The sequence below is a fragment of the Comamonas sp. Z3 genome (assembly GCF_008121565.1).
In the GTDB taxonomy this organism is placed as follows: domain Bacteria; phylum Pseudomonadota; class Gammaproteobacteria; order Burkholderiales; family Burkholderiaceae_C; genus Comamonas; species Comamonas brasiliensis.
Genome location: NZ_VOQU01000005.1, coordinates 340,940 through 353,843, shown reverse-complemented (window position 1 = coordinate 353,843; position 12,904 = coordinate 340,940). Strand labels below are relative to the sequence as shown.

Below are 12,904 nucleotides of genomic sequence, written 5' to 3'. Positions count from 1 at the left end.
GGATGTCAGATTTCTGTCGGTATTGCACACATAGAGTTCTGTGCCCCTATTCCAAATCGAATCTCGATATTTCTATTAGGGTTAATAGGATTTCTATGAGCGCACCAGCATCCGAAGATAATCTTAAACTTCACCGATCAAGAATAGCTTTGTTTTTACAAAAATCTACCAATCGCCATAAGCTATGGTTAACTATTGTTTCTCTGCTTGCGATGCAAATTGTTTTTGCATCTCTAGGATATGAAGGTAGAAAAATATTACAGATAAGTATTCTACTTATACCGACACTATTGCTATTACTAATTCCAATTAATAACTCAAGGTTGAACTTAATTAGAGCATTGCTTGTATGGAGCTTTGTTCTTGTGTTTTTATTGGACTCAGCAGTTCGAGCGCATCTCATCTCAATGTACGCTGCTGCGCCGGATAGCACGATGGTGGTAAGTGCACTTGCTAACACAAATACATCGGAAATTGGAGGCTATATATCCACACACATCCGTGATTTCAGTGGATCCAGTATTATTTTAATAATTTCAGCGGCAATTGCTCTTTGGTTGTCTTTAAAAGGGGCCAGAAATAAAACAAAGGTCTCTAAAATTGAGTTGATCGCTTTATCCATCATCATCTTAATATCGGCCGTTTCTTACATAAGTAAACCATGGAGAAAAATAAATCCTCTTATCTTTTGGTCTAATTTGGCTGAATCCGTAAAGGTTACGAAAGAAAGCTGGACGTCATATGGAAAAGAGCGCGCCTTAGCACAAAGGTTGGCGAAAAATGAGATTCCTTCAATTGCTAGGAAAGATAAATCCACCGTGGTTCTTGTTATTTCCGAGAGCATAAATCGAGATAACATGGGAATTTATGGCTATGAAAGGAATACGACACCGATGCTTGAAAAGCTTCAGAAAGATATAGGCGATAGATTTCTCGTTATTCGTAATTCATGGTCCACGGAAGCAACTACTATTCCGGCCATCGATAGCATGATGAACTTCACAACCGGTGAAACAGATAAGAAGTTAAATATTATTGCTCTCGCGAAAGAAGCAGGATATAAGACTTGGTGGATAAGCAATCATGACGATATTGCAATTACGCAGAAGCACGCAGCTATGGCCGACGTGACTTCCATGGAAAATAATAAACCAGGAAGATCTAGCAATTCACTTGATGAGATTTTATTGCCTTCATATGAAGAAGCTCTTAAAGATCCACATCCCCAAAAGTTGATTGTTCTACATATGCTGGGGGCTCATCCTCATTATCGTCTCCGGTACCCAGAAAAGCAGCCTCAATTTCCCGATGATGAAGTATCAAAAGTAATGTCGGTCGCTGAGCGCTCAATGTGGGTTCAGCAATTTAGAAACGACTACGACTCGGCTATTCTTTATCAAGACACTGTAGTTGCATCTGTCTTTGAAAAAATAAAAAGTTCCCCATCCAGCGCAGAGGACTACAAGTCCGTTATTTACGTATCTGATCACGGGCAGGAGGTTGGTCATCAAACAAATAAAGTTGGTCACAGCCCCAGTACTGCATCCGGTTATAAAATACCCACAATAATATGGACATCAACAGGAACTGATGTGGCTTCTAAAAATATTTCCGATAGACCATTTAGAGCTGACTGGCTCGCTTGGACCATGTCGGATCTAATGGCATTACGTTGGAATAGTTACGATCCATCCCGAAGTATTATCAACTCGAGCTATAGCTGGATTAGTCCACGCTTACCTATAAATGACACAATAACAGGCAATTAATACATGAAAGAAGACTGGCTTGAGGAAATGCCTAGAACCGATCAAGCCAGCCGCCAAAGCTAGATAATTTACTTCTGGATATAAACGGCACTGTTGCATAAATCAGTTCCGGGCCAAACTTCCCCTGACCCAAGACGTGACGATGCCACCGCCACTTTTTGCGGACAGACCAGTTCAGTGAACTGATTGAGAATGGAGGCTCGAATGTGCAGTTCGTTGACCTGGTGCTCGAAAGTTCTAGACATGACCCGCTCGCCCAGGTGTTTAATGCAATGCATCTTGGTCTACAACAGGCTGCTGTGGTGATAGCCACTCCAACTCTTTCATAACTTGCGTTCATAGCGCATTCGGGCATTCAGGCATTCAGGCATTTTTCTCGGAGGGATGATGGGCATGGCATTGCGCTCCATCACGGCGGCATAGACAGGCTGTGTGTCATAGGCGCCATCACCGGTAATGGTCAGCAATGACTCATCTGCCGGCAGTTGTGCCAACAAGTGCGGCACCGCCACCGCATCGCTGCGTTGTTGAAGGTCACGCAGACGGCTCGCACTTTGGGAATCAATGCCGATGTACCCCTTGCGCCATTGACGTCGACGTTCCGCCCCATGCTTTTTACATTTCCATTCTCCTTCGCCCAGGAACTTGATGCCAGTGGAGTCGAGCAGCAAATTCAGGTCAGATTTGAACGACGGCTAGTTGGCGACCTAATTTTTTACTCGGATTTCCGCTTCTGGTCGTTTCCTGACGGTCGTCAAAACAAGCAGGTCGGTCATCGCGTATCGTAATGATGGTCAATTAAGGCCAGCGCTCGCAGCTTTGCTCTAAACAGCTGTGAAGTTGCCCCTGCACGCGCCACAGATCAGCTTTAGCCCTGGCCGTCCCCATACCGAGATCGGATTCTTGCATCCGCTGCAGCTATATTTCACCCGATTGGATCTGTTGGCGGGCGTAGTAAGAACTCCGTCTTCCCCTGCAGTGGCGGCAACAGCTAAGCCCGTGGGCTTAACTGCCTCGGCGAGGGCAGGGATGCTGGCCATGGGGGGCTTGGTCCTTCGATGCCTTGAATGTGGTTGGCCATACTGGTTTGGCCAGCGATCACATGATCGGCAGAGGGAAATCGGTCGTACCAACTGAGCGTGAAATTTGCGGTCAGCAGCTCCTGGCATGCAGCTAGGAAGCGGCCACCCTCGATGGCATAGTCCGCCATGCAATCACCCGTTCGCGCGCCACCAGGTTGCCCGGTAGAGGAGGGCATGAGTCCAATGCTCTCCATCTTTCGCGCCCATTCCTCGTTGTGATACCGGCCTCGGCCTGGTTTGCCAAAATGGTGCTGCCACAAGTGCGTCATTTCATGGACCTGGGTCTGGAGCGTCTCAATGATTGGCACCACTGCAAAGTAGGTCGGATTCAGTGCAATCTCGTCGGTCGTGGAGCCGTCGGCCGAGGCAAAGCGGGCTGCCGAGAAATATCCGAAAGTACGTTTTTCCCGCTGTAGCGTAATCAAGCAGCTAGGCAGTTGCCCCTCAAACAGGCGTGCATTGAAATGGTCGTAAGCCATCTGCAGCTCGTTGTAGGTTTCCTGGGTTGGCGCCAGGCGGCGTGTATGCGCAAGGTCGAGCTCGGTAGACTTAGGTTGCATATTTGTATTGTGCAGTACAAATGCGATTTACAAACATCCAGTTTGATGCGAAACTGCATCAGTTCTGATGCTTAAGGAGTAGCGATGAGATCGACTTTCACGATCGATGACGATGTCGTAAACCGCGCACGCGCCGTCGCGGCACCCGGTATTGCTGTGCCGGAACTGGTACGACTCGCACTGGAAACCTTCACACGTGTCGAGGCAGGTAAGCGTTTGGCTGCGCTCGGCGGTGCCGCGCCAAATATGCCCGATGTGCCGCGCCGTGGCAGTGAGGCGGATGCTGAGGACTCACGCTAATGCCCGTGTCCGTCCTAGTCGATACATCAGTGTGGGTGAGACATTTTCGTGAGGCAGACACTCACCTGCAGGAATTGCTTATGCAAGACAGCGTGCTGATGCATTCCATGGTGCATGCAGAGCTGGCCTGTGGTACGCCGCCAGCACCGCGTGCCGACACGCTGGCGGCTCTGGCGATGCTGCGGCCGAGCCAGGAGGCATCAATTCCAGAGACTTTGGAATTTCTGGAGCAGAACAAGCTTTTCGGCAAGGGCTGCGGCTTAGTAGATCTATCGCTGCTTGCCTCTACGCTTATCACTCCTGGCGCCTTACTTTGGACTGCAGATCGACGCCTCGCCGACATGGCCACACAGTTGAACGTGGCCTATCTACCGCCTTTGCATTGATCGCCCTTGGCGCTGCCAGCCCATGAAGCCAGCGTAAATCGCTGCAGCACGAAGCTTCGGCAGCGCTTCGATGATGAGAGTTTGCCTTATGACTAAATACCGTGATTTGCTTATAGAACGCTACGACACCGAAATAGGTTGCGTTGTTGGGTGTGGACTGGACCGACTGCACCGCGATGTCAGCGAAGGTGAAATTACTCGTGCTGTTGCCCACTACCAAGCCAACAAAGATCAGATTAATACACTGGCTATTGGAGACAGGCGCGATCTCATCCATAAGTTGATCAGCGGCAGGTAAAGCCCTGCCTGCCCATCGGATAAGCAGAGGCCACCATGCACTGCCTCCTGAACTCGCACGGGCAGCACCTAGACCTGCAGTGCTGCTCCTCAATCCGCAGCACTGGTTAAGCGACGCCAACATCCAGGTGCAAATCTGCATCAAGGCTTTTATACTGTATGCCCATACAGGTAAAAGCCATGAATGCCGCAACCCACTCCATCACACACGATCCCGGTGACTATGACCGCTGGCATCTGCCGTCGCATCTTGCGCAGGCGGTTTGGCGCGGCACAGAGGTAGCAAGGTCGACCGGCAGAGCTTTCCCTACTGGCTTTACGGAGCTCAATGCCGCGTTGCCCGGTGGAGGCTGGCCGACTCATGGCTTGAGCGAGTTGCTGTTGCCCCAGGCCGCACTGTGTGAATGGCGGTTGCTCGGGCCGGCCTTGCCTGAGCTGCTGGCGGACAAGGGTAGTCGGGTCTATCTGGTTGCTCCTCCGAAGACTCCACTCGCAATGGGCCTTGCTCAGCTCGGTCTAGCTCCAGAGCAACTTGTCTGGATTGATGCCCAGGGGCCGGCTGAACGGTTATGGGCCACAGAGCAACTCATTAAATCTGAGCCAGACGGTGCTGTGATTGCCTGGCTTCCTCAAGCAAGGCAGGACCAGATCCGCCGCCTGCAGGTTCACGCGCATGCATGCGATGCACTAGTGTTCTTGATTCGTCCCGAGTCAGCCCTACGCGACGCCTCGCCGGCACCGCTCCGGCTCTCTGTGTCTCTCGGCCAGGGCTGGGACATTGATGTGCAGATCCGCAAACGCCGGGGTGGTGCTGCCGTCGAAGTAATGCACCTGAATGCTGTTCCAGGCAATCTAAATTCCATCATTCCGCCTCGTATGCGCAACCTTGGCATTCCAGTGCCAAGCATTCCACAGGAGGTGCGCCATGCATTGGGCAGCTCTCATACCCATATCGCTTCCAAGCTCCGCATCGCCCATTGATCTACAGTCGTTAGCGGTCTGGGCTTTGCAGTTCACGCCGCGCGTGGCCATGGTCGAAGAGGGCGTACTGCTGGAGGTCGAGGCAAGTATGCGGCTATTCGGCGGTACAGCGGCGTTGCATTCGCTGGTGGAGTCTGGAGCGCGAGAACTCGGAGCCAGCGTTGCATGGGCACCGACAGGCCTGGCAGCGCTTGCGTTGGCACGACAAGGTGTGAGCGATGGGTTCCACGAGCCGTTAGTGCGCCTGCTCGATCAGCTGTTGCTGGAGCGAATCACTGCGGTGGCCAAGCATCAGCCGACCCTGGCGAGGGTTGGATGCAGAACCCTTGGTCAAGTGCGTGCGCTGCCGCGCGGCGGCATCGTACGTCGCTTCGACAAAGAGCTTCTTGAAGCAATGGACCGCGCATATGGCCTACGGCCGGAGGCTTACGCCTGGGCGACAGTGCCTGAGACCTTTCGAGCGCGGCTGGAGCTCATGTGTCGCGTGGATCTGGCACCTGCCATGCTTTTCGGGGCGCGGCGGCTGCTTCTGCAGATGGCAGGCTGGCTCAAAGCTCGTCAGCTGGGAGCTACTGCGTTCACATTGCGGTGGTGTCATGACGACATGCGTGCTCGCGATGCCGGTACCGGAGGTGAACTGACCATCCGTACAGCGGAGCCAACACAGAACGTCGAGCACTTCGCTCGGCTGCTCGGCGAGCATCTGGCCAAGGTCGAGCTGCTCGCACCAGCTGGTGAGCTGGAGATCCTGGCTACCGAGGTGCAGCCCATTGTTGAGGAAAGCCGCTCGCTGATCCCGGAGGTTGCAAATAGAGCTCAATCCACCAAGTTGGCCCTAGAGCGAATCCAGGCACGGCTGGGTGATGGCGCGGTGCGTCGGCCACAGCTGACGGCCGATCACCGTCTCGAATGGACGCAGGAGTGGGGCTCGACCGAAGCTCGCCGAGCTTCCAAGTCCGACCTTGTGCACGAGCTGCCGCTTCCCAGCTGGGTGCTGGACAAGCCCATACGCCTGATAGAGCGCGCCAATCGCCCGATCTATCAAGGGACCCTGCAGCTGCTGCTTGGTCCTGATCGAGTGGAGGGCGGCTGGTGGCATCGTGGCCATGAAGAGGGAAATGGCGAAGAAATCCCACTGAACGTGCAGCGGGACTACTGGGTTGCCCGCAGCGATCATGCAGGTCTGCTCTGGATCTTCCAGGCACGCCTCGCCGGCGACCAAACCGCCTGGTTCCTGCACGGGCACTACGCCTGAGAAAGAGCGGCCGTCATGGAAAACGTCCTGCCTGCCTATACGGAGCTGCGGTGCATCTCCAATTTCACCTTCCTGCGTGGGGCCAGCCGACCGGAGGAGCTCGTAGAGCGTGCTCAGGAGCTCGGCTACAGCGCCCTGGCCATTACAGACGAGTGTTCGATGGCGGGCGTGGTGCGCGCACACGTTGCAGCCAAACAAGCGGGCTTAAAGCTGCTGCTGGGCGCACAGTTCAGCATCCAGCCGCGTGATAGCAGCGAGGCACGATTCACCCTGGTGGTCCTGGCCCAGAATCTCAACGGCTACGGCAACCTGTGCCAGTTCATCACCAAGCTACGCCGCTCTTCCGAAAAAGGGACCTATCGGCTCGATCTCGATGAGATCGACGGGAAGGAGCTTCGAGACAACCTGGTGCTGCTGTGTCCAGAGCGCTGCGCGACCGACCCACAGCTAGCAGCCATGGGCGGCTGGGCTTTGACACATTTCACGGGCCGCTGCTGGATCGGCGTGGATCTGGTGCGCCGGCTGGATGATGAGCTGTGGCTCCATCGCATGCGGGAGCTGTCCGATCTAACCGCATTGCCGCTCGTGGCCGTGGGCGACGTGCACATGCATGTGCGCTCGCGCAAGCCCCTGCAGGACGTGCTGACGGCCACACGCGTCGGCAAGCCGCTCACTGAATGCGGCTATGCGCTCCAGCGCAGCGCGGAGCGGCACTTGCGCAGCCGGTTGCGGCTGGCTCAGACATTCCCCGCCGAGCTGCTGGCTCAAACGCTGAGGGTCGCTGAACGCTGCAAATTCAGTCTGGACGAGCTGCGCTACCAATATCCTGATGAAGTCGTCCCTGCAGGGCACTCGGCAGCCAGCTATTTGCGCCAGGCGACCTACGAAGGGGCAGGGCGGCGCTGGCCAGGCGGTATCCCAGAGAAGGTACAGCACCAGATCGAGCACGAGCTGGAGTTGATCTGCGAGTTGAAGTATGAACCGTACTTCCTCACGGTCTATGACATCGTGGCCTTTGCCCGGTCGCGCAACATCCTCTGTCAAGGCCGGGGCTCTGCAGCCAACAGCGTGGTCTGCTACTGCCTGGGCGTTACGGAGGTAGATCCCGCGCGCATGTCTGTGCTCTTCGAGCGTTTTATCAGCCGGGAGCGCAATGAGCCACCCGATATCGATATCGACTTTGAGCACCAGCGCCGGGAAGAGGTCATTCAGTACCTGTACCAGAAGTACGGCCGCGACCGCGCTGCATTGACGGCTGCCGTCATTTCCTATCGGCCTCGATCCGCCATCCGCGATGTGGGCAAGGCCTTGGGCTTCGAGCTCGAAGTGGTCGACGCCATTGCCAAGGGGCAACAGTGGTTTGACGGCCGCAGCATTCGTCAGGAGCGTTTCGATGAGCTCGGCATGGACACGAGCTCGCTGGCCGTGCAGCAGCTCATCACGTTGACGGAGCAGCTGATCGGCTTCCCACGGCATCTTTCCCAGCACACGGGCGGCTTCGTGCTCACGCGAGATCTGCTGTGCAGGATGGTGCCGGTAGAAAACGCCTCGATGCCGGATCGCACAGTGATCGAATGGGACAAGGATGATTTGGATGCAGCAGGCCTGCTCAAGGTTGATGTGTTGGCCCTGGGTATGCTGTCGGCCATCCGCCGAGCATTGGAGTTCATCAGTCGGCGCCGTGGGTTCAATTTTTCGATGCAGGACATTCCTGCAGAGGACAAGGCTACCTACGACATGATTTGCCGTGCAGACACGGTTGGCGTGTTCCAGATCGAGAGCCGCGCGCAGATGACGATGCTGCCACGCTTAAAACCCAGGCGCTTCTACGACCTGGTGATCGAGGTGGCCATCGTGCGGCCTGGCCCGATTCAGGGCGGCATGGTGCACCCGTATTTGCGCCGACGTCAGGGCATTGACCCCGTGAGCTACCCGAGCGAAGCGCTAAAGGAGGCCTTGGGCCGCACCTTGGGCGTGCCCGTGTTTCAGGAGCAGGTCATGCAGGTGGCCATGCTTGCGGCAGGTTTCACTGCAGGCGAGGCCGATGGTCTGCGCCGAGCCATGGCAGCCTGGAAGCGCAAAGGTGGCCTCGAAAAGTATTACGACAAGATCGTGCACGGCATGACCTCACGCGGCTACGAGCGCGAGTTCGCAGAGCAAATTTTTGAGCAGATCAAAGGTTTCAGCGAATATGGGTTCCCAGAAAGTCACGCGGCCAGCTTCGCTCTGCTGGTCTATGCCAGCTGCTGGATCAAGCGCCATGAGCCTGCCGCATTCCTTGCGGCCATGCTCAACAGTCAGCCGCTGGGGTTCTATTCCGCCAGCCAGCTGGTCCAGGACGCGCGCCGCCACGGCGTCGAAGTACGGCCCGTCGACGTGATGCACAGCGAGGTGGACTGTACGATCGAAGACATCGAATCCAAGCCAGCTGTTCGGCTTGGCCTGCGCCTTATCTCCAGCCTGCGCAGCACCAGCGCGCAGCGTATTGCACAGGAGCGTCATCGAGCACCGTTCGACACCGCTGAGCAACTTGCCATGCGTGTGCGTCTACAGCAACACGAGATGAAGGTTCTAGCCGCTGCAGGTGCCCTGGCCACGCTATCTGGGCACCGTCGCCAACAGGTGTGGGATGCCGCAGCCATGCACGCCACGCCCGAGCTGCTGGAGGTGGCCACCGTTGACGAAGCTTTCCTTGAACTGCCGGCAGCGCCGGAAGGAGAGGAAGTGCTATGGGACTTCGCCTCGACAGGCCTGACGCTGCGCAGTCACCCCATGCACCTTCTGCGGCCGCGGCTGAACAAGTACAAGCTGAAGACTTCCAGGCAGCTGCGCACGGTCGTCAGCGGCGAGCGGGTGCGAACTGCCGGCATCGTGACGCTGAGGCAACAGCCAGGCACGGCCAACGGCACGGTTTTTGTCTCCCTGGAGGACGAAGAAGGCTGCACACAGGTCATTGTGTGGCGCGATGTGCGCGATGAACAGCGCCAGGTGCTACTAGGGTCGCGCCTGCTGGCCGTGGAAGGTCGCTGGCAGCGGCAGGGTCAGGTATGCAATCTGATCGCCGAGCGGCTGGCGGACCTGTCTCACCTACTAGGACGGCTCACAACGGAAAGCAGGGAGTTCAGGTGAGCGCCAATTGGAACCGGAACTTCCCCAGGGAACCCCATCCTTCGGGCATGATCTCTGGTTTGCCTCATACCCCAGGAGATAAAGTGAAACCTACCTACGAAAATGTCTACATCGGAACCTTTCTCTTTACCCTTGGCTACATGTTCAGTGCAGTCTCAAAAGGGGCAAAAACTGCGGTCGGTATCGAGCTATATCAGCAAACACGAAAAGGCGAAAAAACCATTGGTGACCTTTTGACCTCTGTAGGAGGACGGAATATTATTATTGAGTTCAAAAGAGAGTTTAAAGAAATTGCTGGCGAAAAAACCAAGGCAAGTAAAAAATCTCTCCGGGATAAATTGGAATCTTTCAAAGATTCAAATTTCAATGATATTTCAAAACGCTGCCATTTCTTGAGCGTTGCCAGCGAATATTCCGATAGTAAAAAGAAATGTCTTGCATTTTTACCATATATTGACATTATTATCAAGCCAGCAACAAATCATAACTGGATCGGCGATGGTAAATTTTGCTTGGACTATATTAGTACTCCGTCAACTGAAATTGGTGTGGATCACGAACAATTTAAATATTACGTCGACCAGTTAACGAAAGTGTCAAACGGAACGTGTGGCGGACTTGCCGTTTCCATTGATGCCGAAGGTTTGAGAGCTGCTGTTGTTTTCGATGACATTCGAGATCTACAGCGATCTATCTCCGAGGTGGAACTAGCAGCGGAGAGGGAAATTCAAACCCTCGAAAAATCTATCGAGAATGAAGTGAATAAAACGAAAAGTAAGGGTTACGAGCGATAACCATATGAGAAATACTTCCGTCAATCTACACTCATTCGCTATGGCTAAGTCGCTTCACAGCACCTACGGTGCATGATCGAGAACTCATGAAAATCAAAGCAGATACAAGCACATTCGTTCCTTCAGCTGTACTACGCTATGAGACATGGCTGGGCTACCAAGAAGAAATGGGCCTGCCGCTGACCGCTGAAAATTACCAAGTCACTCAGTTGGACAATGACCGCTGGTCGGTCACCGATATAGCAGGTACGCAGGTCTACCTCGGGATTGGCCCAGTGGAGATTGCCGGTGCTTAGTTCACCTTTACATCAGTCATGGAACCCGTTACCATCTGACACGCTTGCGCTTTAACGGCCAAGATTTGGACTCGCCAGGTATGTGATCTGCTTGGCGCACATCCAGAAGGATGTGGAGGCCACTCAATTTGGGTCGTGTGCGATGCACGATCGCACAGGGAGCCACGAAGATCCATTTCACTTCGATGGAGTCCCTATGCTCAAACTCTTTACCGCTCTCATCGGCCTGCTTTGGCGAGTCTTCCTCATCGTTGGCGGTCTAGTGCTTGGTTCGCTCTGGAATGCTGCTTGGGCTTTCTTCACTTCGCCAAAGGCGACTGAAGAAGATGCCCCCATCATCACCTCGGTCAACGATGTCTATGCCGCAATGTACAACGGTGAGGTAGGCTTGGCCGATCTGCACCGTTACACAGAAGAAGAAAACCGCTAACTCATCGTCAGCGCTTCAGTCTAATTGATGAGCCTTTGCCAGCGTTGGAAGAAAGATTTTCTCCCTTATTGAGAGTTGAACTTTCAAACCCAAGTCGATAACCGACCCACGCCATCATGGAGCTCCAAATGAATGGAAGCGCAATGAACATCAGCGCCAATAACGTGTTAAGAATCATGCGCTTATATAGCTGCGGCTGACCTGAGCTCACGCTTTGCGTAATCTCTTGCATCAATGCAGATCCGCTCAAACCTGGGTACATCGCCTCGATTAAATGAGCGTCAAGCCAACGAGCCACAAACCACATGACGGCCCAAAACTTGACCGTGAATATTGCCAATCCACCAATCACCATCACTTTTAAATCGTAGCAACTAATGACTACGATAAATGGCAGGAACATATACAACGCCATCAGTACAAGTGCTTGGAGCATGGGAAGCATATTCAACAATGGGACCATGCCGAGTGAGGATTCAAATGCCTGTTTACCCACCCCGATGGTACTAATCCCCCCTGTGACGGTACGCCACGCGTTCGTGCCCTTGCCATAGTCGTCGCCCAGCATCTTGTCAGGACTAACAAATGTCGGGTTGGCCTTCTCAAAAGCGAGCTTTGCCATGGCATCCTTGGCCTCATCTGTCGAACTGAACGTGATAGTGTTTTGGGCGACTTGCAAGAGACTCCGCCATGTCGAGGTGTTGCTGGTGAGGCGCTCACGTACTCCTCCTGTAGCAGCGTCAGCTTCCCACCATTGCTTGCAGGTTGGGCGCCCCCAGTCCGGGTTCATAAAGCCCTGATCCGAAGCGCCGCCTTGCATGTATTCGCTATCGCGATTGAAGTCGATGCTCCAGCCAGGCACCGGGTTATATGAGCGCATCACGTCATAGAAACCGGGCTCTGTTCGGAAAAACTGGCTGCCCACCCAGTCCACATCCGTAGGGCCATAGATGCTCCCCTCAGCGAGAATGCCTCGGCCATTTGCTGAGATCTGATTCTTGTCCATCGAGAAATACTGGCTCCGTGCCGGCACAAAGCACTCGCTGTAGAAGCGCTGCACATCGTGCAACAGAGCCGGATCTTCAATTGTGGCCATCCTGGCCAGATCTGCTACGACGCGCAGATCGCGCTCAGAGCTGGTCATACCCGCCCGAAAAGCGCCATTGATGCCAGAGGACAGCCCCATGACGCTGTACCACCACAAGGGGACATAGGACAGGTTTCCCGATCGGGCAAAAGACCCATTCACCGCGTCGGCCATCGCTCGGTCGTAGCCCGAGTTCGTCCCACCTTGGGTCGACACGACCTGAGGCTCAGAACCATCTGCAGCTCGCTCTGGCTTGTAGCTGAGATTGATGTTGTGCAGCGAGGTGAGAGGCGTGGTGGCGAAGCACAGGGCCATAACCAGCAATGCTGTAATCAGCTTGGTCTGTATGGACTCGATGAGAGCCAGCACGCCGTTAAACCCTGCGCCTTCTTCTTTAGCGCTATGCCACGCGCTAAACACGATGAGCGCGAAGGGCAGGGCGGCCAGGCCGGTTCCGGTCAAAATTTCGCCGAGAAGGTTGGCGAATGCCCAGCCGTAGAGCGTCGTAAAAAGTTCAAGATAGCTATCGAGCTGCATA

Annotated in this window: 11 protein-coding genes and 3 pseudogenes; 10 read left to right on the top strand and 4 right to left on the bottom strand. The window is 54.4% G+C overall.

Going from position 1 to position 12,904, the window contains the following annotated elements:
• The first annotated feature begins 95 nt into the window (after positions 1-95).
• Positions 96-1,769, top strand: coding sequence for a phosphoethanolamine transferase (locus tag FSY59_RS27720; protein WP_230629841.1), 1,674 nt, complete (start codon positions 96-98; stop codon positions 1,767-1,769).
• Positions 1,770-1,912: 143 nt separating this feature from the next.
• Here the strand turns inward: FSY59_RS27720 and FSY59_RS27925 are convergent.
• The 3 pseudogenes from FSY59_RS27925 to FSY59_RS16960 form a co-directional block, all read right to left on the bottom strand.
• A pseudogene (locus FSY59_RS27925) lies at positions 1,913-2,113 on the bottom strand (IS5/IS1182 family transposase); the annotation flags it as partial.
• A gap of 87 nt (positions 2,114-2,200) precedes the next feature.
• Positions 2,201-2,446, bottom strand: a pseudogene (locus FSY59_RS16965) (transposase); the annotation flags it as partial.
• Between the two features lie 147 nt (positions 2,447-2,593).
• Positions 2,594-3,411 (bottom strand): annotated as a pseudogene (locus tag FSY59_RS16960) (SprT-like domain-containing protein).
• 84 nt (positions 3,412-3,495) lie between these two features.
• Here FSY59_RS16960 and FSY59_RS16955 point away from each other — a divergent pair.
• The 9 genes from FSY59_RS16955 (at position 3,496) to FSY59_RS16915 (ending at position 11,279) form a co-directional block, all read left to right on the top strand.
• On the top strand, positions 3,496-3,711 hold the full coding sequence (locus tag FSY59_RS16955; RefSeq protein ID WP_034356765.1) for a DUF2191 domain-containing protein: 216 nt from the start codon (positions 3,496-3,498) through the stop codon (positions 3,709-3,711).
• Positions 3,711-4,097, top strand: coding sequence for a type II toxin-antitoxin system VapC family toxin (locus FSY59_RS16950; RefSeq protein ID WP_019042333.1), 387 nt, complete (start codon positions 3,711-3,713; stop codon positions 4,095-4,097). Before FSY59_RS16955 ends, FSY59_RS16950 begins: the two co-directional genes overlap by 1 nt.
• An 88-nt stretch (positions 4,098-4,185) precedes the next feature.
• Positions 4,186-4,395 (top strand): hypothetical protein, encoded by a 210-nt coding sequence (locus FSY59_RS16945; protein ID WP_034356767.1) that lies wholly within the window; start codon positions 4,186-4,188, stop codon positions 4,393-4,395.
• Between the two features lie 179 nt (positions 4,396-4,574).
• The gene (gene imuA, locus FSY59_RS16940) at positions 4,575-5,375 is read left to right on the top strand and encodes a translesion DNA synthesis-associated protein ImuA (protein ID WP_122974731.1); all 801 of its coding nucleotides are present in this window, start codon (positions 4,575-4,577) and stop codon (positions 5,373-5,375) included.
• A complete protein-coding gene (locus FSY59_RS16935; RefSeq protein WP_034356769.1) occupies positions 5,320-6,630 on the top strand; it encodes a DNA polymerase Y family protein in 1,311 nt (436 codons plus the stop codon). Before imuA ends, FSY59_RS16935 begins: the two co-directional genes overlap by 56 nt.
• 15 nt (positions 6,631-6,645) lie before the next feature.
• Positions 6,646-9,759 (top strand): error-prone DNA polymerase, encoded by a 3,114-nt coding sequence (locus FSY59_RS16930; protein WP_019042336.1) that lies wholly within the window; start codon positions 6,646-6,648, stop codon positions 9,757-9,759.
• A gap of 83 nt (positions 9,760-9,842) precedes the next feature.
• Positions 9,843-10,553 carry a hypothetical protein gene (locus FSY59_RS16925; RefSeq protein ID WP_131326353.1) on the top strand — a complete coding sequence of 237 codons (711 nt, stop codon included), beginning with the start codon at positions 9,843-9,845 and terminating at the stop codon, positions 10,551-10,553.
• Positions 10,554-10,639: 86 nt separating this feature from the next.
• Positions 10,640-10,849, top strand: a complete 210-nt coding sequence (locus FSY59_RS16920; protein ID WP_034385147.1) for a hypothetical protein — start codon at positions 10,640-10,642, stop codon at positions 10,847-10,849.
• Positions 10,850-11,045: 196 nt separating this feature from the next.
• Positions 11,046-11,279, top strand: a complete 234-nt coding sequence (locus FSY59_RS16915) for a hypothetical protein (RefSeq protein ID WP_230629839.1) — start codon at positions 11,046-11,048, stop codon at positions 11,277-11,279.
• A 7-nt stretch (positions 11,280-11,286) separates the two neighbouring features.
• Here FSY59_RS16915 and FSY59_RS16910 read toward each other — a convergent pair whose 3' ends face one another.
• The gene (locus FSY59_RS16910) at positions 11,287-12,903 is read right to left on the bottom strand and encodes a conjugal transfer protein TraG N-terminal domain-containing protein (protein WP_019042340.1); all 1,617 of its coding nucleotides are present in this window, start codon (positions 12,901-12,903) and stop codon (positions 11,287-11,289) included.
• Position 12,904: the final 1 nt, after the last annotated feature.